Annotated in this window: 16 protein-coding genes and 1 pseudogene; 12 read left to right on the top strand and 5 right to left on the bottom strand. The window is 39.9% G+C overall.

What is annotated here, in order from left to right; translation table 11 throughout:
- From surE to rpoS, 5 genes are all read left to right on the top strand, one after another.
- The gene (surE, locus tag H4J61_RS12630) at positions 1–753 is read left to right on the top strand and encodes a 5'/3'-nucleotidase SurE (RefSeq protein WP_182136157.1); all 753 of its coding nucleotides are present in this window, start codon (positions 1–3) and stop codon (positions 751–753) included.
- Positions 750–1,427 (top strand): protein-L-isoaspartate(D-aspartate) O-methyltransferase, encoded by a 678-nt coding sequence (locus H4J61_RS12625; RefSeq protein WP_182185295.1) that lies wholly within the window; start codon positions 750–752, stop codon positions 1,425–1,427. Before surE ends, H4J61_RS12625 begins: the two co-directional genes overlap by 4 nt.
- A gap of 3 nt (positions 1,428–1,430) precedes the next feature.
- On the top strand, positions 1,431–2,009 hold the full coding sequence (locus tag H4J61_RS12620) for a YqaA family protein (RefSeq protein ID WP_182136155.1): 579 nt from the start codon (positions 1,431–1,433) through the stop codon (positions 2,007–2,009).
- 28 nt (positions 2,010–2,037) lie between these two features.
- Positions 2,038–2,874 carry a peptidoglycan DD-metalloendopeptidase family protein gene (locus H4J61_RS12615; RefSeq protein WP_182185294.1) on the top strand — a complete coding sequence of 279 codons (837 nt, stop codon included), beginning with the start codon at positions 2,038–2,040 and terminating at the stop codon, positions 2,872–2,874.
- A gap of 85 nt (positions 2,875–2,959) precedes the next feature.
- A complete protein-coding gene (gene rpoS, locus H4J61_RS12610) occupies positions 2,960–3,886 on the top strand; it encodes an RNA polymerase sigma factor RpoS (RefSeq protein ID WP_182185293.1) in 927 nt (308 codons plus the stop codon).
- An 845-nt stretch (positions 3,887–4,731) separates the two neighbouring features.
- Here the strand turns inward: rpoS and mutS are convergent.
- Positions 4,732–7,299 carry a DNA mismatch repair protein MutS gene (gene mutS / locus H4J61_RS12605; RefSeq protein WP_182185292.1) on the bottom strand — a complete coding sequence of 856 codons (2,568 nt, stop codon included), beginning with the start codon at positions 7,297–7,299 and terminating at the stop codon, positions 4,732–4,734.
- Between the two features lie 342 nt (positions 7,300–7,641).
- Between mutS and recA the strand changes: the two genes are divergently transcribed.
- From recA to H4J61_RS12585, 4 genes are all read left to right on the top strand, one after another.
- Positions 7,642–8,712: a recombinase RecA gene (gene recA / locus H4J61_RS12600; protein ID WP_182136151.1), complete on the top strand. Its 1,071-nt coding sequence runs from the start codon at positions 7,642–7,644 to the stop codon at positions 8,710–8,712.
- 315 nt (positions 8,713–9,027) lie between these two features.
- Positions 9,028–10,128, top strand: a complete 1,101-nt coding sequence (locus H4J61_RS12595; RefSeq protein ID WP_182185291.1) for an XdhC family protein — start codon at positions 9,028–9,030, stop codon at positions 10,126–10,128.
- 274 nt (positions 10,129–10,402) lie between these two features.
- Positions 10,403–11,092, top strand: coding sequence for a pseudouridine synthase (locus H4J61_RS12590; RefSeq protein WP_182185312.1), 690 nt, complete (start codon positions 10,403–10,405; stop codon positions 11,090–11,092).
- A gap of 366 nt (positions 11,093–11,458) precedes the next feature.
- Positions 11,459–11,731 carry a hypothetical protein gene (locus tag H4J61_RS12585; protein ID WP_182136149.1) on the top strand — a complete coding sequence of 91 codons (273 nt, stop codon included), beginning with the start codon at positions 11,459–11,461 and terminating at the stop codon, positions 11,729–11,731.
- 236 nt (positions 11,732–11,967) lie between these two features.
- Here H4J61_RS12585 and H4J61_RS12580 read toward each other — a convergent pair whose 3' ends face one another.
- From H4J61_RS12580 to mfd, 3 genes are all read right to left on the bottom strand, one after another.
- The gene (locus H4J61_RS12580; RefSeq protein WP_182136148.1) at positions 11,968–12,258 is read right to left on the bottom strand and encodes a DUF1244 domain-containing protein; all 291 of its coding nucleotides are present in this window, start codon (positions 12,256–12,258) and stop codon (positions 11,968–11,970) included.
- A 53-nt stretch (positions 12,259–12,311) separates the two neighbouring features.
- Positions 12,312–13,970: a CsiV family protein gene (locus tag H4J61_RS12575; protein ID WP_182185290.1), complete on the bottom strand. Its 1,659-nt coding sequence runs from the start codon at positions 13,968–13,970 to the stop codon at positions 12,312–12,314.
- A 175-nt stretch (positions 13,971–14,145) separates the two neighbouring features.
- The gene (gene mfd / locus H4J61_RS12570; RefSeq protein ID WP_182185289.1) at positions 14,146–17,655 is read right to left on the bottom strand and encodes a transcription-repair coupling factor; all 3,510 of its coding nucleotides are present in this window, start codon (positions 17,653–17,655) and stop codon (positions 14,146–14,148) included.
- Between the two features lie 357 nt (positions 17,656–18,012).
- Here mfd and H4J61_RS12565 point away from each other — a divergent pair.
- Together H4J61_RS12565 and H4J61_RS12560 are read left to right on the top strand one after the other, a co-directional pair.
- A pseudogene (locus H4J61_RS12565) lies at positions 18,013–18,462 on the top strand (DUF1456 family protein); the annotation flags it as partial.
- Positions 18,463–19,105: 643 nt separating this feature from the next.
- Complete coding sequence (locus H4J61_RS12560; RefSeq protein ID WP_182185288.1) at positions 19,106–20,092, top strand: YeiH family protein; 987 nt, start codon at positions 19,106–19,108, stop codon at positions 20,090–20,092.
- A 166-nt stretch (positions 20,093–20,258) separates the two neighbouring features.
- Here H4J61_RS12560 and H4J61_RS12555 read toward each other — a convergent pair whose 3' ends face one another.
- Positions 20,259–21,125, bottom strand: a complete 867-nt coding sequence (locus tag H4J61_RS12555; protein ID WP_182136143.1) for a PA4780 family RIO1-like protein kinase — start codon at positions 21,123–21,125, stop codon at positions 20,259–20,261.
- A 140-nt stretch (positions 21,126–21,265) separates the two neighbouring features.
- On the opposite strand from H4J61_RS12555, the gene H4J61_RS12550 reads away from it, so the two are divergent.
- A complete protein-coding gene (locus H4J61_RS12550) occupies positions 21,266–22,201 on the top strand; it encodes a glyoxylate/hydroxypyruvate reductase A (RefSeq protein WP_182185287.1) in 936 nt (311 codons plus the stop codon).
- Positions 22,202–22,213 lie beyond the last annotated feature (12 nt).

Genomic DNA, 22,213 nt, shown 5'->3' with positions numbered 1-22,213 from the left:
ATGAGAATATTACTGAGTAATGATGACGGTGTTCATGCTGATGGCATTAAAGTGCTTTTTGACGAATTAGCCAAAATATTTGATGTAACCGTAGTTGCGCCCGATAGAAATTGCAGTGGCGCAAGCAATTCGTTAACACTATTGAATCCATTACGAGCGCAGACATTAGAAAATGGCTTTATTTCTGTCAATGGTACACCCACTGATGCCGTGCATTTAGGTGCCGCCCAATTAATGCAGCCAAAACCTGATTTAGTGGTGGCGGGTATTAATCACGGTGCTAATTTAGGTGATGATACCATTTATTCTGGCACGGTAGCGGCAGCAACAGAAGGGCGCCATTTAGGTATGCCTGCAATAGCGGTATCACTAGTGTCTTCAGATCCCAAACACTTTCAAACCGCCGCCGTTGTTACCGCCAAGTTTATTGAGCGCTTGCAGTTGCACCCGCTGCCAAGTGATCAAATTATTAATATTAATGTACCTGATGTGCCGTTAGATGAATTAAAAGGTATTCAAGTCACACGTCTAGGTAACCGCCATAAAGCGGAAACCATGAAAAAGGTGCAAGACCCTTGGCAACGTGATATTTATTGGTATGGCCCATTAGGAAAAGAACTTGATGCTGGCGTGGGGACTGATTTTCATGCCATAGCCAATGGTTATGCATCAATTACCCCATTAACCATAGATATGACCGCTTATAAAAGCCTGGCAAAAATGACCGAATGGATTAATGAACTTTCACTATGAGACAAAGTAATATCAATACCCGAGTAGGCAGTAATATCGGCGGAAAGTCGAGTCGAAGTGGAGAATTACTGGCACAAAAACTATTGGCTGAAGGGATTAAAAATCAACAAGTATTACAGGCGATTGCCCGTTCGCCTCGGCATATTTTTGTGCCTGAAATTCTAGCGCATAAAGCCTATGACAATACGGCGTTACCGATTGGCCAAGGGCAAACCATATCACAACCCTATATTGTGGCAAAAATGTCAGAGCTGCTACTTGCTGATGGCGTGCCAGACAGCATTCTAGAAATAGGTACGGGCTCTGGCTATCAAACCTCCATATTGGCGCAGTTATCAGCCAAGGTGTTTACTGTTGAACGTATTAAGTCGTTGCAATGGCAAGCAAAACGAAGATTACGCACGATGGATTTACATAATGTGGCAATGAAACATGGTGATGGTTGGCAAGGTTGGCACAGCAAAGCTCCGTTTCAAGCCATTATAGTGACGGCTGCACCCAAAGAAGTGCCAGCGGCATTACTAGCCCAGCTAGCTGATGGCGGTCGCTTGATCATTCCTGTTGGTGAACAAAACCAAGTTTTAAAATTAATTACTCGTCATGGCGATGAATACAAAGAGCAGCAAATTGAAGCTGTTCGTTTTGTTCCTCTGGTACCTGGCGCTTTAGGATAATTTGTGAAAATATTTTCTGCATTATATGAATGGACACTTAAGTGGGCTGAGCATAAGTTTGCCCCTAGAATTTTAGCGATACTGACCTTTGCTGAGTCGGTTTTTTTCCCTATTCCACCCGACGTTTTATTAGCCCCTATGGTACTGGCGCAGCGCGATAAAGCCTGGCGTTTTGCCACCATAACTACCGTTGCTTCAGTGCTTGGCGGAATGGTAGGTTACGGCTTAGGTTATTTGATGTTTGAACCTTGGATCCAACCCTTAATTACTGAGTTTGGTTATCAGGCGCGCTTTGATAAAGCCATGTTGTGGTTTAGTGAATGGGGTGTGTGGGTGGTATTTATTGCTGGTTTTTCTCCTATCCCTTATAAGTTATTTACCGTGAGTGCTGGCTTTTTAAATATGGCATTTTTACCCTTCTTATTAGCGTCATCGATTGGTCGCGGCATGCGATTTTTCCTGGTAGCTGGTGTTATTCGTTGGGGCGGAGCACCGATGGAACAAAAAATTAGACAATGGGTTGATGTCTTAGGTTGGTCGGTTGTTAGCGCTATTATTATTGCCTATATTGCGACACGATAAGGACGTTATTTTTGTTATGACGAGATGGATGCAAGGTAACTTATTTAGCACTAATAACCTACTAACGCTAATAATGATATTAGCGTTAAACGGCTGTTCAAGTCGTAATAAACCTGCACCTGTTTTTGACGTACAAGGCTCTCTTCCTCTTAGTCAAAGACTCAAAAATAGCGTCAGTGGCACTGAGTATATCGTTAAGAAAGGTGAAACTTTATATTCAATAGCATGGCGTGCAGATGTCGATATTCGTACCTTAGCGAAGATCAATAATATTAAAGCGCCATACAATATTTATCCGCAACAAAAATTAAAGTTAACAAAAAGTAAATATAATGCTAACTTAAAAAGTCAAAAAAATAAGACCTTCAATACGTCAAAACAAAAAGTTATAAAAAAACCTATTGCACAGAAGAAAAAGCAGGAGTATGGTAAAAATGTAGCTGATCAAAAAAGCATCAAAAAAGTTCAGCAACACACTGCATTTTCACAAAAAATTAGAAAATGGCGGTGGCCTGCGAAAGGAAAAGTTATTCATAATTTTTCCACCGCAAAGCAAGGAAATAAAGGAATCGACATTGCGGGGCGACGCGGTGATTCGGTGAAAGCAACTGCAGATGGAAAGGTAGTTTATGCCGGTGATGCGCTACAAGGATACGGCAAGTTAGTCATCGTTAAACATAACGAAGATTATCTCAGCGCTTATGCTCATAACGATCACATTCTAGTCAAAGAACAGCAAGTTGTAAAAGCCGGTCAAGTGATTGCCAAAATGGGTGATACTGACGCTGAAAGAGTCATGCTTCATTTTGAAGTTCGCTTTCGCGGGAAATCAGTTAATCCTATGAAGTATTTGCCGAAACAATAATAATAAAAATTTACCAATAATAACTCGAGGTTAATGTGAATAATTAGTCAGTAAATTTAGCTAATGCTAAATAGGGAGATATAACATGGGCATAAAAAAACAAATAGAATGTTCTGATCTTGCAGTGAAAGAAAAGCCAAAAAGCACTGGGGTAGAAGTACCTGAAGAGAGCCCGTCTAATTTAGATGCAACACAAATATATTTAAGTGAAATAGGATTTTCACCATTATTAACCGCCGAAGAAGAAGTCTACTTTTCTCGCCTTGCCTTAAAAGGTGATGAACGCTCTCGCAAACGCATGATAGAAAGTAATCTTCGTTTAGTGGTAAAAATTGCTCGCCGTTATAACAATCGTGGCTTACCTTTATTAGATTTAATTGAAGAAGGTAACCTAGGCCTAATACGTGCTGTTGAAAAATTTGATCCGGAACGAGGCTTCAGATTTTCAACCTATGCGACTTGGTGGATTCGACAAACCATTGAACGCGCCATTATGAATCAAACTCGCACTATTCGATTACCTATTCATGTGGTCAAAGAACTTAATATTTACTTACGCACAGCCCGTGAGTTAGTGCAAAAGCTTGATCATGAGCCAACGGCTGAAGACATTGCTTTTGAGCTTAACGTACCCGTGGAAAGTGTTAGTAAAATGCTGCGCTTGAACGAGCGTATTGCTTCAGTTGACTCGCCATTTGGCGGTGAAGGTGAAAAAGTTTTATTAGATGTTATTCCAGATGAAACAGCTGGGAGCCCGGAAACAAAATTACAAACCAATGATATTAAACATAGTATTGTAGATTGGCTGAATGAACTTAACTCTAAACAACGAGAAGTACTAGCAAGAAGATTTGGCTTGCTAGGCTATGAAGCCGCAACATTAGAAGATGTAGGTGTCGAAATAGGCTTAACACGCGAACGTGTGCGCCAAATTCAAGTTGAAGCATTAAAACGTCTGCGTGATATTTTAAGTCAACAAGACTTGTCGATTGAAGCGCTATTTCGAGAGTAGTGCGATAGTCAAAAGTTCAGTGAATAAAAAAACCAGCGATAGCTGGTTTTTTTAGGGTTAGATTTTATGGGTAATGTAGCTGCCTATACATTTGCATCAGGAGGTTATTTTAAGACCTAATTATCATCTGAGGTAGATGTTATTTGTAGGTCGGACTTCAGTCCGTCAAACGTGTAGAAAGCAATTAACCCGATGGGCCAACAAATATCAGCCGCAGCTTTTTTTTGTAGATCGGACTTCAGTCCGTCAACTGTTTGGCGAGCGATTAACTCGATGGGCCAACAATATTAGCAGCAAATATTTATTGTAGGTCGGACTTCAGTCCGTCAACCGTGTAGAAAGCAATTAACCCGATGGGCCAACAAATATCAGCAGCAGCTATTTTTTGTAGGTCGGACTTTAGTCCGTCAACCGTGTAGAAAGCAATTAACTCGATGGACCAACAAATATCGGCAGCCGATGTTTTTTGTAGGTCGGACTTCAGTCCGTCAACCGTGTAGAAAGCAATTAACCCGATGGGCCAACATATATCAGCAGCAGCTATTTTTTGTAGGTCGGACTTCAGTCCGTCAAGCGTTTAGCGAGCAATTAACTCGAAGGACCAATAATATCGTCAGCAAATATTTTTCGTAGGTAGGCATTTTGCCAAAAACGCTTAAATTTTATTTAACTTGATGAACTAAAGTCCAAGATTGAAGCTACATAGCGCCACGGGTGACAATATAGGGTGAGTAACCCTTCTTCTAAGTCGGTATTGATGCTGTCAGCTCGCACAGATTAAAGCCGATCTACACTTTAATCTGTGCCGCCCAAAATAGGCATGCTAATGTAAATAGTCCCCTTTTTTAAATTAATTCTTTTAATTTATATAATAAATCTAAAGCCATTTTAGGGCTCAAGTCGTTCACCTCTATTGCACTTAGCTGTTCAACAACCGGGTGTTGGCTATCTATGAGAGACAGTTGTTCAAAAGCTTGGGGAACAGCACTCATTATCGAAGGTGCTTGCATATGTTCAAGTTCAGCTAAGCGTTGTTTTGCCCGCACAATGACACTTTTTGGCACGCCAGCAAGTTGCGCTACCTGTAAACCAAAACTCTTACTTGCAGCACCTTCTTGCACTGTGTGCATAAAGACAATACTGTCACCATGTTCAACAGCGTCTAGATGAACATTTGCTAAAGTATCAATTTGTTCAGCCAGTAAGGTTAACTCAAAATAATGGCTAGCAAAAAGCGTGAAAGCTTTGGTTTTTATTGCTAGCATTTCAGCACAGGCCCAAGCCAGTGATAAACCGTCATAGGTACTGGTGCCTCGACCAATTTCATCTAACAATACTAAACTTTTATTGGTGGCATTATGCAAAATGTTAGCGGTTTCTGTCATTTCTACCATAAAAGTTGAACGACCACTGGCTAGGTCATCAGAAGCGCCAATACGGGTGAAAATTCTATCTACCATACCTATTTGGGCGGCACTTGCTGGTACATAACAGCCTATATGTGCCAGTAGCACAATTAACGCTGTTTGGCGCATATAGGTAGATTTACCGCCCATGTTAGGGCCAGTAATAATGAGCATTTCTCGGCTGCTGTTTAGCACTACTGGATTAGCAATAAATGGCTCAGCGGTCATTTGTTCTACAACAGCATGACGTCCAGCTTCGATATTAATACCGCTGGCTTCTTGCAGTATAGGTTTAACATAATTTAAGCTTTCGGCCCGTTCGGCAAAAGTATTTAAGACATCAATTTCAGATAGCGATTGCGCAAGTAGCTGCAATTTTTCTAACTCAGGTAATATTTGCTCAAATAACGCTTCATACAAGCGCTTTTCAAGGGCAAGGAATTTACTTTGCGCGGAGAGCACTTTCTCTTCATGTTGCTTTAATTCGTTAGTAATAAAGCGTTCGTTATTTTTTAAGGTTTGTCGGCGAATATAATCATCAGGTACATCAAGGGCTGAGGTGCGGCTCATTTCTATATAGAAACCATGGACTCTATTATAGCCAACTTTGAGTGATTGAATGCCGGTACGTTCTTTTTCGCGTGCTTCAAGTTGCGCTAAAAACTCGGTTGCACCATCGCTTAAATCTCGCAGTACATCTAATTCTTTATTATAACCTGGAGCGATAACGCCACCGTCACGAATTAATACCGGTGGGTTTTCCACAATAGCTCTTTCTAATAGTGCTTGTGTTGTCGGTATAGGCTGACACTGTTCAACCAATGCCGCTAAATGCGGTTGAGTACAGCTATTCATAAGTGTTTGCAAATCAGGTAAATGCATTAAGGCATTGCGTAAACGTGCAAAGTCGCGCGGGCGAGCTGATCGCAAAGCAATACGGGAAACAATACGTTCAATGTCACCAAATTGCTTTAAGTTAGCGTTGAGTTCAAAGGGTAAGTCTTGTTGTAATATTTCTTCAATCGAATTTTGACGATTATTTAGCGTATTTAGCTCGCGCAATGGAAAGTGTAACCAACGCTTTAGTAATCTAGATCCCATGGGGGTAGCGGCTTTATCAAGAATTGCTGCTAGGGTATTTTCATCACCCCCTTGCAGGTTTTGGGTTAATTCCAAATTACGGCGAGTGGCGGCGTCAAGGATAACGGCAGTCGATGAGCTTTCACCAATAATGGCTCTAATATGGGGTAGTGCAGTACGCTGACTATCTTTAACATATTGAAATAAACAACCTGCAGCAGCGATACCTAGCGGTTTATCTTCAACGCCGAAGCCCGACAATGACTGAGTACCAAATTGTTTATTAAGTAAGGTTTTACTGGTGTCTAAATCAAACTCCCAATCGGGGCGTCGACGCAAACCTTTGCGACCAGCAATAATACTAGTGGCGACTAATGATTCGGGATATAACAATTCTGCCGGTGATAAACGTTGTAGCTCGGCTTGAACTTGCTCTTCAGTTTTAGGCTCAACCAACACAAAACGGCCACTGGTCATATCTAAATAAGCGAGGCCAAAACCTTGTAGTGTTTGATGAACAGCAACAATCAAATTGTCTTGTCGGTCGCTAAGCAGCGCTTCATCACTGACTGTGCCAGGTGTAACCACACGTACAACCTTTCGCTCTACCGGGCCTTTGCTAGTCGCTGGATCGCCAATTTGTTCACAAATAGCGACTGACTCACCTAATTTGACTAACTTAGCTAAATAGCCTTCCACCGCATGATAAGGTACGCCAGCCATTGGAATAGCATTACCGCCAGTTTTTCCACGTGCAGTTAATGAGATATCAAGCAAATCAGATGCCTTTTTAGCATCATCAAAAAAAAGTTCATAAAAATCCCCCATACGATAAAAAATTAAAATATTAGGAAATTCCGCTTTAATAGTCAGGTACTGACGCATCATAGGGGTGTGAGAGGAAAGGTCTTTTGTTATTGTTGTCATTGAACTGCCGTAACTAAAATTGATGAAGGTATTAAGGGCATAGATTATGCCATAATGCAGGCGATCAAATCTTTCTATTTTTGAGAAAAGTGCTCAGTAAGCTAATCATATAAAAGCACTGTTTAACGACTGATAACTGTATTAGTAACTTTTCAAGTTAAAAATTTATAAAGTTACTTATGTTAATAAAACCTTTATTTTTCAATGGTTAAAATCTATAGGTTATTTTATTTTTATATCTAAATAAAATAATTTAATAAAAACCTTGATACTGTACGACTATACAGTATACTTTGCATCATCAAAACGAATTAAGCACCTAAACCCCTCGTGGAGTAGTAAATGGACGATAACAAAGAAAAAGCATTATCAGCTGCCTTAAGCCAAATCGAACGTCAATTTGGTAAAGGCTCCATCATGAAGTTAGGTGACAATAACACCATGGACGTTGAAACAATTTCTACCGGTTCATTAGGGTTAGATATTGCTTTAGGTGCTGGTGGCTTACCTCTAGGTCGTGTTGTTGAGATTTATGGTCCAGAGTCAAGTGGTAAAACAACGCTGACCCTTGAAGTTATTGCTGAAGCACAACGTAATGGTAAAATTTGTGCATTTGTTGATGCTGAGCATGCACTTGACCCTGTTTATGCGGCAAAATTGGGCGTAGATATTAACGAATTGTTGGTTTCTCAACCGGATACCGGTGAGCAAGCGCTTGAAATTTGTGACATGTTAACTCGCTCAGGTGCTATTGACATTATTGTAGTCGACTCGGTGGCTGCGTTAACACCAAAAGCTGAGATTGAAGGCGATATGGGTGATTCACACATGGGCTTACAGGCTCGTATGTTATCGCAAGCCATGCGTAAATTAACCGGTAATTTGAAAAAATCAAATACCATGATTATTTTTATCAACCAAATTCGTATGAAAATTGGTGTAATGTTTGGCAGCCCAGAAACCACAACAGGTGGTAACGCCTTAAAATTTTATGCTTCTGTGCGTTTAGATATACGCCGTATTGGCGCTGTTAAAAATGGTGACGAAATTATTGGCAATGAAACACGTGTTAAAGTGGTTAAAAATAAAATAGCGCCACCTTTTAAGCAAGCTGAGTTTCAAATACTATATGGTGAAGGTATTAATAGTTTAGGCGAGTTAGTTGACCTTGGCGTTAAAAATGAAATGGTTGAAAAAGCCGGCGCTTGGTATAGTTATAAAGGCGACAAAATTGGTCAAGGTAAAGCAAACGCAGCTAAGTATTTGAAAGAAAACCCTAAAATAGCAAAAGAAATTGATACACGTTTACGTGAAGCGTTATTATCAAAAAATAAACTGCCTGAAGAGGCTGAAACAGATAAACCAGCTAAAGCAGCTAAAACAACTAAAGCCACTGAAGAAGTTGTTAAATAATTCTTAGCGAGTTTTACTTTTAATGAAAAGCCACTGTAAAGTGGCTTTTTTTTAATATAAAAAGTGGTGTATGATCAGAAAACTGCCAATCTTAGCCATCTTGTTAGTTACTCCAGCATTACTCTAATGACATGTTTTCATCTAAACATATGACTGCACAGCATATTCACCGGCATGTCAGTCGATGTTAAAAGCTAGGATTTTGACCGATACACTGAGTAAACAGATACAAATTTGACGTTTTTTAACTTTGCCTAACTTGTTATAATAAATTAAAGACCCGTGACCAGCTCTCAATAACTTTAAGGTTTACCATTGCTTAATAATCACTCTCATTATTCCCTGCTTGAACATTACTTAAATCATAGTGAAAAACTTGAGTGGGTAATTGCCACTATAGTAAATAAAGCGGGCTCAAGTTATCGCTCCCCCGGTGCTATTATGCTGGTTAATAGCGTGGGACAATCGCTTGGTTTAGTCAGTGGCGGCTGCTTAGAGGCCAATATTGTTTTACATGCGAAAAAAGTATTTGATAGCAAGCAAGCCCATTACGTTGTATACGATATGCTAGAAGAAGATGGTTATGCAGCAGAGCTAGGCGTAGGCTGCAAAGGTAAAATAGGCGTATTATTACAATATGTCACAGCTGCACATCAAGTATTATTTGCCGAGCTTTTTAAGCGCATGCAAGAGGGGCAAGCAAGCTATTTACAACAAACATTTTTAACTGATGAATCAACACCGCAGGCGTTAAATAACATCAGTTTGTTTGATAATGCTGGCCAGTTATTAATAACAACAGCTCAGGGGCAAGAAAACCTTAAGCATGATGCCCTAAGGCAAATGATAAAACAGGAAACAGCGCACAGCAATATCACCATTGGCGAAGATCAGCTGTCGATAACCAAAATATCTGCACCAACTAATTTATGGATTTTTGGTGGTGGCTCAGATGCCATTCCTTTAGTGTCGATGGCGGCGCAGATGGGCTGGCGGGTAACGGTTGTTGATCATCGCTCTAGCTATGCCCGCAGCAGCAGCTTTAAGCAGGCCTCAGAAATTTTCAGAATTCATCCCAACGACTTTGCTCAAATGGCGCAATTTCGCCAACTTGATGCCGCCGTGTTGATGACGCACAATTTGAATTTGGACGCTGCTTGGTTAAGTTTGCTGCATGAAAATAACGTTGCAAAATATATTGGTTTATTAGGCCCGACTGAACGAAGAGGTAATGTTGAAATGCTTGCTAATATTGAAGACAGAGCTTGGTTAATGCGTCATGTTAATGGCCCGGTTGGCCTTGATATTGGTGGTGAGTTGCCCGAGTCGATTGCCTTGTCTATTTTAGCGCAATGTCACAGTGTTTTGCATCATCGCAGCGGTTTAGCCTTGTCAGGTAAATTTATTAATACTTAACTTATTAATACGTAAGCTCATTTGACATATAAATAGCGCCAGGTAAAACTTAGTCAGTTTGATTGTTGAGTAGCTCAATATGTCGGTGTTTTGTGCATAAACTTAACCAAGGCTAGTTATCGGGTATCCTTCTATACTATCCAATGTAATGCAATCCAAGCTAATGCTAATGAATATTTCTGTAATGCCTGTACACGCCAGCCTTGCTAAAAATATTCAAATAGCGATAATAGCGGCGCCTTTATTTCATTACCTTTTAGCGATATTACTGACTATGCGTCTCGACAAATTTATTTGCAAAAGCACTGAACTTACCCGCACTGAAGCTAAAAAATTGCTTAAAATGAGCAAAGTAACGGTGAATGATGTGGTAATTAAAGACCCTGCCACACAGGTGGATGAAGATGATTATATTTGCATTGAAGACGAAGCACTGACTGCGCGTAGTTTTCGTTATATCATTTTGCATAAACCCCTTGCTACCATTTGCTCTAATGTTGATGAAATCTATCCCTCGTTATTACATTTAATTGCTGTTGATAAGGCATTTGATATGCACATTGCCGGTCGCCTAGACGCTGACACTACAGGGCTAGTGCTAATTACTGACGATGGTCTCTGGTCGCATAATATTATTTCACCTAAGAAACAGTGCGAAAAAGTTTATCGTGTGTGGCTACGTGACCCGCTTAAAAACACTACGGCAGAGAAGTTTACTCATGGCGTGCAGTTGCAAGGTGAAGATGGTTTAACTCGTCCTGCGACGTTAGAGCAAGTTGCCGAGAAAGAAGTCTTATTGACCATAACCGAAGGTAAATATCATCAAGTTAAACGCATGTTTGCAGCGGTTGGTAATCAGGTGCTGGGTTTGCATCGCGAGCAAATAGGGCCAGTAAAACTGGCTGATTTACCCTTAGGTGAGTGGCGTTATTTAAATACCGAGGAAGTCAGTGCTTTTCTATAAACGCTTAGCTTTAGTTATTGCAGATGATTACTATTGGTTATTTGCATAAAATTTTTCTTACCCTATTAGTTGATATAAGCAATAGGGTAGCTTGTTTTTGAATCGTAATGGTTAGCGGCTAGCTAATCAAGCGCCTTACTCTTACTGCCCTTCACTCATCTGCTTTCACAAACCTCTTATAGCAAAGTGTTATAAATAACTTTTCAGTAGCAATTACTTCTTTAGCCTTGCTGCGCTCGACTCTTCTTAAAACTAAAATTCAGCAAGGGTCTATTGCGGCTTAAAAAAGATTAAACTTTTACCACTAACTGCCGATTAATTAACCAGGGGTTGTAACTACTATTAATAAGGGAGTTGAGAACAGTTATGGATGTTTTTGCAAGTTTATTGCCGGCCAGTTTTACAGCCAAAGCAGAGCGTTTGGAAAAAGACAGCCGTGAGAAACAACAACAGCAGAGAAAAAAAACGCCTAATTCTTTGACTGAGCAGTTGAAAATTACAATAGCTTGTTCAACGCTATCTGAAGATGAGCGCCGCTCTGGCGGCGATCGGCGTCAACAGCGATTTAAACGAGGGCGTTGGTTGGAGTCACGTAACCGAAATGATCGCAGAGCTACAGCATTGAACGTAATCGTTTAAATTTGGCTTTAACCTAAACCCTAACCTTAAACCAAGCATTAAGTACCTAGCGGTGATCATTTATTCGCTTAAAGACCAGGCTGTAGTGCTTCTACTTAGCGTAATATTATTTTTTTCTTCTGATACTTTTACATACCACTGACAATAACTAAGTACTACAAAATACAGCTGGACGGATTTCATTATTGTAATAGGCCAGGGTAGCGTATTAATCGCTTAGAAAAATCGAGCTAAAATTATTTCTTTGCGTTTAACTGGTTAAATTTCGCTAGCTGTTCATCTGTTGCTGGCAGTTGATGTTTCTCTTTCCACTCATTATAAGGCATGCCATAAACCTGTTCGCGTGCCGTATCAATATCGACGTTAACACCCAACTTTTCAGCTTCAGCCACTGTCCATTTAGAAAAACAGTTACGACAAAAGCCGGCAAGGTTCATTAATTCGATATTTTGTACGTCTTTACGATCATCTAAATGCGCGAGTAAACGACGAAATACCGCCGCTTGAATTTCAATTTCTTTATCCATAGTATCCTCGAAAGTGTTATTGGTAAAAATATAATGAAGCCATTAATCAGTCTCTAAAGACTTTCTTTAGGCTCAGACTCAGGTTCTGGTTCTGGTTTTGTATAAGGTCTAATTTGCACTATCATGCCCATGTAGGGGTGGTCGAAATAATGCACTTCGCCACTTATAACACGTCGGTTTTGTTGAAAACGAATAGCTTTGGCCTGTATTGGTGTCGACGTATTTGCTGCGCTATTTAGATTTACATCAGTGGGTAACGTTGGGGCTAATCTTGCTGTGGCCAGTTCTGCTAAGCTTTTATCTAAAATATTAAAATCAGCGGTAATAAATAAATAATGTTTTAAATGAATATTGAAAAACCCCTCAATAAACCATTGTTGAATAGGCGCTATTGGTGGCGTATTTTCTGTTACCGCTAAGGGCATTTCATCAGTAAGTTTTAGCGATAAGTCTTGTTGGTCAAGTGCTGCTAATAGTTCGTCGGTGTTTTCGTTTACCTGTGCTATTTGCGCAATAATTTGTTCGAGACGCGCTTTTTTAGCTTGTTGTAGCTGTTCAGTTTGGTTTTGCACAGGTGAAGGCTCAAGCAGATTTTTCTTGCTAGTTTCTGTAAGCAAGTGGCTTCTTTGCTGATTTTTTTGCTCGTTGAATTTAGTTAATTGTTTTTGGTAAGGGATAACAAAATTATCACCGGCATACACTTTCACGGGCACAGATTGTTTTTCAGGTCGAGCAACTTGTCGCCAGCCCATATGCAACATAGGGCGAAAGTTTTTGCTATACCTTAAGTCTTGAATAATATCATTAAGCTGTAATGAGTTTTTGCTCAGCAAATGTGTTTTATTGTTGTCGATATGTTCTGGGCCATCAATCAATAATGGCACTTTATCAACAGAAAAGCCGTGATAGTCAAAGTCAGGATTTTCGACTTGATAGTCAGCAAAGTATGCTGGGTCAATTCGGCATAATAATATGGGCTCAGTTTTGGCTGGATACTGAAATTTAAGCTCTTGAAATTCTTGTTCAGCTGCTAGTACTAAACGTTGAATATTTGCCTGCTCTTCATCAGACAAGGTGGTTGGTAAGGCTATGGCATTGATGTAACTGTTGCTGGTGGTCTTATTATTATTGATAATCGCGTTATTAATGGTAGCGTCACTAATAGCAGGATTATTCTCTGGGTCGGCACGAGCAATTTCACGGTTTAGCCCTGCATTATTTAGTCCGGTATTGTCGGTAAAAATATGTCGACTAGCCGTGTCATTATCTGCTGAAAGCTGTGTCAGATTGTTGTTAGAATCAAGCAGGTTGGTGCTATCTTGCCCTATAGCTATAACTTGGTTTGACACCGAAAGCTCTGGCGCTAATTGTGCTATTTGCACTAATGATTTTTCATTAAAAAGCGCAGGGAGTTTGGCATTTTTTTTCGCTAAATCCCCGACATAGTGTGGTGAATCACATTGGGGTAATAGTTGCTTTAACGTGCGAATGTCAGGGTTTAAATAGCGGTTGAGTAAATCTTCCACACGTTGATGTTTTGGTAATTCACTGCTGTCTGGAAAGTTTTCTTTTAACTGGCTTTTATCACCTAATTGGCTAAAAAGAATAATTTCGACATCAAACCATCGGTCATTATTTTCTTGTGTCGTCGCATTTAAGGTTAGTGGAAATGTTAAGACGGCAGAACATAAAAATAGTTGAGTTAATTTCATTCAGTATCCAGTTAATGTTTATTTTACCCAGTGATAATAGCAAAGGTTGATCAATACTTATATTGTCAATCCGTTCTCAATTAGTCATCAACCACTTATCAATCAATTCTCAATCAGTTATCTGTTCAATATAAAAGATAACTAGGCTAGCTTTACGTATTGATCATTGTGCTGTTTAAGCACGCAGGTGATTTGCCAATTCGTTCAGCATGGTAGCGATTAAAATAAAGCGAGATTTTGCATCTTCGGTCACTTGCTTAAATTTCAATTTATTCGCACCTTCCATTTTATATATTTTCGGTTGTTGTTGAATTAAACCGATGATAAACATAGGGTCTACTTTAGTTTCGCTGCTAAATTCAAATGAACCGCCAGCAGGGCCTGCATCAATGCGGGTAATACCCATTTTTTGTGCTTTAAGTTTCAGCTTGGCGATATGCACTAAATTTTTTGCTGCTTGTGGTAATAAGCCAAAACGGTCTATCAGCTCAACTTGCACGTCGTCGAGTGCTTGTTTATTTTTACAACTGGCAATACGTTTATATAAACTTAAGCGTAAACTTACATCGAAAATATAGTCATCGGGTAATAGTGCCGCTACGCGTAAATCTACTTCAGTTTGAGTTTTTGTCACTTGGTCGAGCGACAATTCTTTACCTTCTTTTAGTGCGGTAACGGCGGCATCAAGCATTTCCATGTATAAGGTATAACCCACTTGGCTCATTGAACCACTTTGATCTTCGCCTAATAGCTCACCGGCGCCACGAATTTCTAAATCGTGAGTCGCCAAAGTAAAGCCGGCCCCTAAGTCTTCTAATGAGGCGATGGCTTCAAGGCGTTTTTTTGCATCTTTGGTCATACGTTTTTCATGCGGGGTTAATAAATAGGCATAAGCTTGATGATGTGATCGCCCAACACGGCCACGTAATTGGTGTAGTTGTGCTAAACCTAAGTGGTCAGCTCGATCCATAATAATGGTATTAGCGGTGGGCACATCGATGCCAGTTTCAATAATGGTGGTACAAACCAGCACATTATAACGTTGGTGATAAAAGTCGTTCATCACACGTTCAAGTTCGCGCTCACGCATTTGTCCATGAGCGGTAATAATTTTCGCTTCGGGTAATAATACTTGAATGTCTGCAGCGGTTTTATCTATGGTGTCGACATTGTTATGTAAGAAGTAGACTTGACCACCACGCAATACTTCTCGCAGGATTGACTCGCGAATTAAGGCGTCATCGCGCTCTCTTACAAAGGTTTTTACCGCTAATCGTTTTGCTGGTGGTGTGGCTATTATTGATAAGTCGCGCATGCCGCCCATGGCCATATTTAAGGTGCGTGGGATTGGGGTTGCGGTCAGTGTTAAAATATCTACGTTTGCCCGCAGCTGTTTTATTTTTTCTTTTTGTTTAACACCAAACCTATGCTCTTCATCAACCACTAAAAGCCCTAGATCTTTATATTTTATGCTGTTTTGTAAAAGCTTATGGGTACCAATTAAAATATCTATTTGGCCAGATTCAACTTCTTTGACAATAGCGTTTTGTTCTTTAGCGGTTTTAAAGCGTGATAAAACTTCAATGTTAACAGGCCAATTGGCGAAACGGTCACGAAAACTTTCATGGTGTTGTTGAGCAAGCAGAGTAGTTGGCACTAATATCGCCACTTGTTTGCCATCGTTCACCGCAATAAAGGCCGCGCGCATGGCCACTTCGGTTTTGCCAAAACCGACATCACCACAGACTAATCTGTCCATCGCTTTTGGCGATAACATGTCGCTAATGACCGCATTGATGGCTTGTGCTTGATCAAAGGTTTCTTCAAAACTAAAACTGTCTGCAAAAGCGCGATAATCATCTTTATTTCGTTTAAAGCTATAACCATGGTTGCTGGCGCGTTTGGCATAAATATCTAACAGTTCAACGGCTACGTCACGTACTTTTTCTGCCGCTTTTTGCTTGGCTTTACTCCAGCTATCGTTACCCAGTTTATGTAACGGTGCGTGGTCAGCATCGGCGCCTGAGTAGCGGCTAATTAAATGTAGTGAGGCAACCGGCACATATAATTTGGCTTCTTTTGCGTAACTGAGCATTAAAAACTCTGTGGTAATACCACTATTTTCAATGGTTTGTAAGCCCATATAGCGACCAATACCGTGATCAATATGCACCACAGGTTGGCCAATACTTAACTCGGCTAAATTTTTAAATATTGCGTCGTTTTGAATTTCTTGTTGTTTATTACGACGGCGAGTTTGACGGACGCGATCGCCGAGTAATTCAGCTTCTGTTATTAAGGCAATGGCATTTTTTTTCGCACTGCCTTTGGCTTGAAAAATAAAGCCGGCACTTAAAGCGTTAACCGTAATACCAATGAGCGCGTCACTGTTAACAAAGTCTTCAATACTCTTAAAGATACTTGGCTTTGTTTGATTACGCTCTAGTAGCTCTAATACACTTTCACGTCGACCTTGGCTCTCTGCAACAAATAAGAGTTTGCTTGGTGTTTCTTTGCTGTTAACAAAGTTATTGAGTAATTCAAATGGCTGCTTTAATTTATGATCTATGGTCAGATCTGGCAGGGTGTGTACGTCAAACTGCACTTGTGATGCTTTTAATTCGTCTTCGATGACTTCGGGTTTTAAATTGATGCGATCAAAAGGTTTTAAGGCGCTGTAGAGCTCTTCACTATTGAGAAATAAATGCTTTGGTGGCAATAGTGGCCGAGTGGGATCATAGCGTCTGTCTTCATAGCGATAGTCAATATCGGTCCAGTAATGGGCTAAGGCTTTATCAATATCGCCACTGATAATTACTAAGGTATTATCAGCAAGGTAATCACATAAGGTATTGGTTTGCTGAAAAAACAAAGGCAAATAATATTCTATGCCTGCGGGCATAATGCCATTACTGACTTGGTGGTAAATAGATGCTTTGTCAATGGTGCTGGTAAATTGTTCGCGGTATTGGCTGCGAAATAAGTTAGTGCCGTCAGTATCGGTTGGAAACTCATGCGCGGGCAATAAATTTATGCCCTCTATTTTGTCACTAGAGCGTTGGTTTTCTGGATCAAATAAGCGAATTTCGTCAATTTCATCATCAAAAAAGTCTAAACGGAACGGTGTTTTACTGCCCATAGGGAATATATCAAGAATGGCACCACGAGCAGAAAACTCACCGTGTTCCATTACTTGTTCAACACAGCGATATCCGCTGGCTTCTAAGCTTTGTCTTAATTGATGTAAATCTTTTTTATCGCCTTTTTGGATGATTAAACTATTGGCTTCAATGTATTGTTTTGGTGCTAAACGTTGCATTAAAGTAGAAATGGGCACAATAACAATGCCTTTATCCATACGCGATAATTGATACAAGGTGGCTAAACGCTGGGAAATAATATCTTGGTGTGGCGAAAAAGTATCGTACGGCAAGGTTTCCCAATCAGGGAATAAACAAATAGGTAATTGAGCTTGTTGATTTAAGCTGGTTAGTTCTTGCTCTAAGCGCAATGCCGATGGCGTATCATGAGTAAGTAGTAATATGGGCTGTTGCGTTGATAACGCGCCGTGAAAAATAGCGACAGTGGCACTACTACCGGGTAGGTTTTGCCAAACTTTTTTATCGGCACTTTTACCCCGGCCTTTAGCTAATACCGGATTGAAGAGATTAACATTTTTGCTCATGACTGCTCGTAATTTAATTGCGTTGAAAAGAAACCTAGTGAAGCATTTTACTGAACCGTGACCTTGGTGTTTTTAAGCTTTAGTATTTGCACCAGTAAATGCAGTTTACATCAAAATTACCATTATCTTAACATGAGTTTTACCTGATCTTTAACCGCTAAATTTAACGCCTTAATGCTTTTACATTATTCAATTAATAAATAGGGCATGCAGGTAAAGATCTGCTTATTTAAAGCGTGTATAATATTGCGTAATTGAATCACTAGAGTTTTGCTAGTCGCTCATAGGCTAATGTCAGCCTGTTTAGCCTGAAAGTAAAACTAACCAGCGACACTCGTTGGATTTTTGGAGAAGTTTGTGACTAACAACGATGTTTTACGTCGCCTGAGATATACCTTTAATTTTAACGATCAAAAGGTTATTGCTATTTTTGCTGCCGGTGATTTAACCGTGACCCGAGATCAAATAAGTAACTGGCTAAAGCAAGAAGAAGACCCTGCTTATGTCAATTGCCCTGATACGACGTTTGCTGCATTTTTAAATGGCTTTATTAATGAACGCCGTGGTAAAAAAGAAGGCGAACCAGCCAAGGTTGAAAAGCGTTTAAACAATAATATTATTCTCACTAAATTGAAAATTGCTTTTAATTTAAAAGCAGAAGATATTATCGAGATGTTGGAATCAGCAAACTTTCGTTTAAATAAGCCAGAGCTAAGTGCTTTTTCGCGTAAGCCAGATCATAAAAATTATCGTGAATGTAAAGATCAGGTATTACGCAACTTTTTACAGGGCGTTGACAAGAAATTTCATGTGCAACGTCGCGCGAAAGAACAGGTAAAAAAGCCGGTAGTTGAAGAGGTTAAAGATAAGTTAGAAGAGGTTTTAGCGGATAAAAATTATAATTCAGCTAATGCTAAGGCCAGTAAGATTTATGTTAACCCGAATAAAACTAAAGTTGAACGCAAACCCGGTGAACGTAAAGTGCTAAAACTTAAACCGAAAGATATTTGGGGTGAATAGTAACACTTAACAAACTGAGATCTGTGCTATAAATAACCTAAGGCTTTTAGGGGTTTTAAATGATCATTAAGTTATATTATGACGAACGGTAAGCCAAACCTAGAAAGTATTGTGATACCTTATTGTGATAGCTAGCTGGTTCTATACTGCTGATATCGTCTTCGGGCTTGGCGGTAAATAATGCCGATTAGTATTACTTTGATACTGTTGCTTTAATATTACTGCGCTTTGCGGCCAAAGGTAATAACAATAACGGGTTTAGTTAGTCGCTATTATGTTTGATTTTCAAACCCTATAATCTGTTATATTTTAAGCCTGCACTTGCAGGCTTTTTAATGCTTAGTATGAGAAAAATCAATATAAGTGTTACCACTAGTGGTACAATTTACAACCTCTTTTTTAGCAACAAAATCTTACGGTTAAACTAAAAATGCTGATAAATTTACAAGCTAAATTATTAGGTATTGCCTTATGTGGATTGGTTGGCATTATTGCCACAATCGTTGCCACGCGTTATCAAGCACCCATTATACTCTTTGCTTTATTAATGGGCTTGAGTCTGCATTCATTTTACAGCAAGGTAAATATTCAAGCGGGTGTTAACTTTTGCTCACGAGAGCTATTACGTTTGTGTGTGGGGTTATTGGGTGTGCGTATTGCTTTTGCTGATATTGTCTCGCTCGGTATTACTCCGCCCTTAATTGTGATGGTGAGCATGGCGTTGACCATGGTTTTTGGGGTGTTGTTTGCGCGAGCTTTAGGCTTGTCGAAAATTTTCGGGGTATTGTCTGGTGGCGCGGTGGCGGTTTGTGGTGTCTCAGCGGCAGCTGCGATTTCAACCGTGCTGCCAAACGATAAATCTCAAGAAAAGTACTTTGCTTTTACCGTGATAGGTATTACCACCTTTAGTACTTTATCAATGATACTTTATCCTGTTGTTGCCAGTTATTTAGGTTTCTCAGATGAATTGGCTGGAGTTTTTATTGGTGGCGCCATTCATGATGTGGCTCAAGTGGTTGGTGCGGGTTATACCATATCGCCTGAAGCAGGCGACGTAGCAACTTATATTAAGCTGCTCAGAGTAGCGTTGTTAATGCCAATAGTCATGATGGTTTTTTTTGCTTTTAAAGAAAAAAACAGCAAAATGTCGGGGGGTGTTAGTGCCTTTATTCCAGGCTTTTTGATTATGTTTTTTGTACTGGCATTTTTAAAAAATGTCGGTGTCTTGCCCGTTTGGCTCATTGATTTTATTCGCAGTCTGTCGAGTCATTTATTAGTGATTGCTATTGCGGCAATCGGTGTTAAAACTTCACTAAAACAAGTGCTTTCTCTTGGCTGGCGACCGGTGATGTTAATGGGCTGTGAAACGATATTTTTAGCGAGTTTGATTATTGCGGGTATCATGTTTTTTTATTAGCAGTATTTCTCTAGTAAGGCGATTTCACATAACTTAATCAGACTCAGCTTTACTTTATTCAATTTGATTTAGCTTTATTTAGTTTTATTTAGTTTGATTAAGCCGAACAAACAAGTTGGGTTTAATCAAACTAAATCAAAAAAACAGTGACCATTTATCAGCAATATTAATAGTCACTATCAACCGCATTAGCGTCACTAATACGTTCTATTCTGGCTTCTTCTTCTTCAAAGGCAGCTTTAATTTCTTCTAATACTGTATCAACGTCTGCACTGGCTGTGTCTTCTTTGAATAAGCCGGTCAGTGTTAATTCTGGTGTTAGCTCACCACTTTCAAACAGTGCCCACATTTCCTGGCCATACTTGCTTTGTTTTAACGCCGGGCTAAATTGACCATAATAGTTAGTCATATTGGTAACATCACGCATTAACATAGCTTTGGCATTGTTATTGGCTGATGCATCTACCGCTTGTGGTAGATCAATAATGACTGGGCCATAATCATCAACTAAAACATTAAATTCTGATAAATCGCCATGAATAATCCCGGCACAAAGCATTAACTGGACATAATGCATAACCAGCGTGTGATCTTCTTGTGCTTGTTCCGCTGACATTACCACGTCATTTAAGCGCGGTGCTACATCACCAGTATCATTGGTGACAAGTTCCATTAATAAAACACCGTCGAAACAGCCAAAAGGTTGTGGTACACGAACGCCAGCTTCTGCTAACTGGTAAAGTGCATCAACTTCAGCATTTTGCCAAGCAGACTCTTGTTGGTCGCGACCATACTTTGAACCTTTTTCCATCGCTCGGGCACGACGGCTATTTCTACTTTTTCTCCCCTCTTGATATTGCGCTGCTTTTTTAAAGCTACGCTTAATGGCTTCTTTGTAAACTTTAGCGCAGCGAACTTCGTCGCCGCAACGAACCATATAAACGGTGGCTTCTTTTCCACTCATTAATTGGCTTATTACTTCATCTATTAAGCCATCATTAACAAGTGGCTGTATGCGTTTAGGTACTTTCATAGCGCCGTTATACCTTAGTTGGGCGTTGGATGCCAGAGCAAAAGTATAACTTTTTATTTATCAAAAAATTAAAACATTGTCTGGTTTAGGTAAATCTTGGGTAATATAATAAAATCTCTTCAACATAAACGCAAAGCCATATGATCCCATTTATTAGTCAATTACCTAAAGATGAAGAAATTACTTGGATAACAGCACTTAATCAGGCCTTGCCTGATGAAAATATTGTTGCTTTTTCTGAGGTCAATCCGGCAGAAAAAAAACACTGTCAGCTGGCGATTGTTGCCAACCCAAATACTGAGTTATTGGCTGAATTTGAAAATTTAACATGGCTACATAGTGTTTGGGCCGGTGTTGAACATTTGATGATGTCATTGGCTAACTCGCCGATTGACGTGGTGCGTTTAATTGACCCAACCCTAAGTAGAGCTATGTCTGAAGCAGTGTTAGCCTGGAATTTATATCTTCATCGAGATATGCCACGATATGCTAAGCAGCAGAAAAATAAGCACTGGCAGCAACATCAACTTGTGCCAGCAAGTGAACGGCGTATTGGTATTCTTGGCTTAGGCGCATTAGGCCAAGCTAGCGCAAAGCAATTACAACAAAATGGTTTTAAGGTCATGGGCTGGAGCCGCACGGCTAAAAAAATAGCAAATATTAGCAGTTACACTGGAAATAAGGGCTTGGCTGAAATGGTAGCACAAAGTGATATTTTAGTGTGTTTACTACCATTAACGCCTGCAACACGCGGTATGGTGAATGAAGAATTATTAGCGCAATTACCTCAAGGTAGTGCGGTAATTAATTTTGCCCGTGGCGGCATCATTAATACTGATGAACTGTTAAATGCACTAAACAGTCATCACCTTAGCCATGCCGTGCTTGATGTTTTTGAACATGAGCCATTAAACGCTAATAGCGAACTTTGGCATCACCCTGACATCACTATTTTGCCTCATATATCGGCGCCAACAAACCTGAACAGTGCTTGTAAGATTGTCGCTAAAAACATTATGAGTTTTCGGGCGACTGGCCAAATACCCAAAGCGGTCAGTAAAGTTAATGGTTATTAATCTATGTAGTTA

The sequence above is a fragment of the Colwellia sp. MB3u-4 genome, from assembly GCF_014077065.1.
Taxonomy (GTDB): domain Bacteria; phylum Pseudomonadota; class Gammaproteobacteria; order Enterobacterales; family Alteromonadaceae; genus Cognaticolwellia.
Note: the sequence above shows the minus strand (reverse complement) of the source record. Positions and strands in the feature narration are given on the sequence as shown.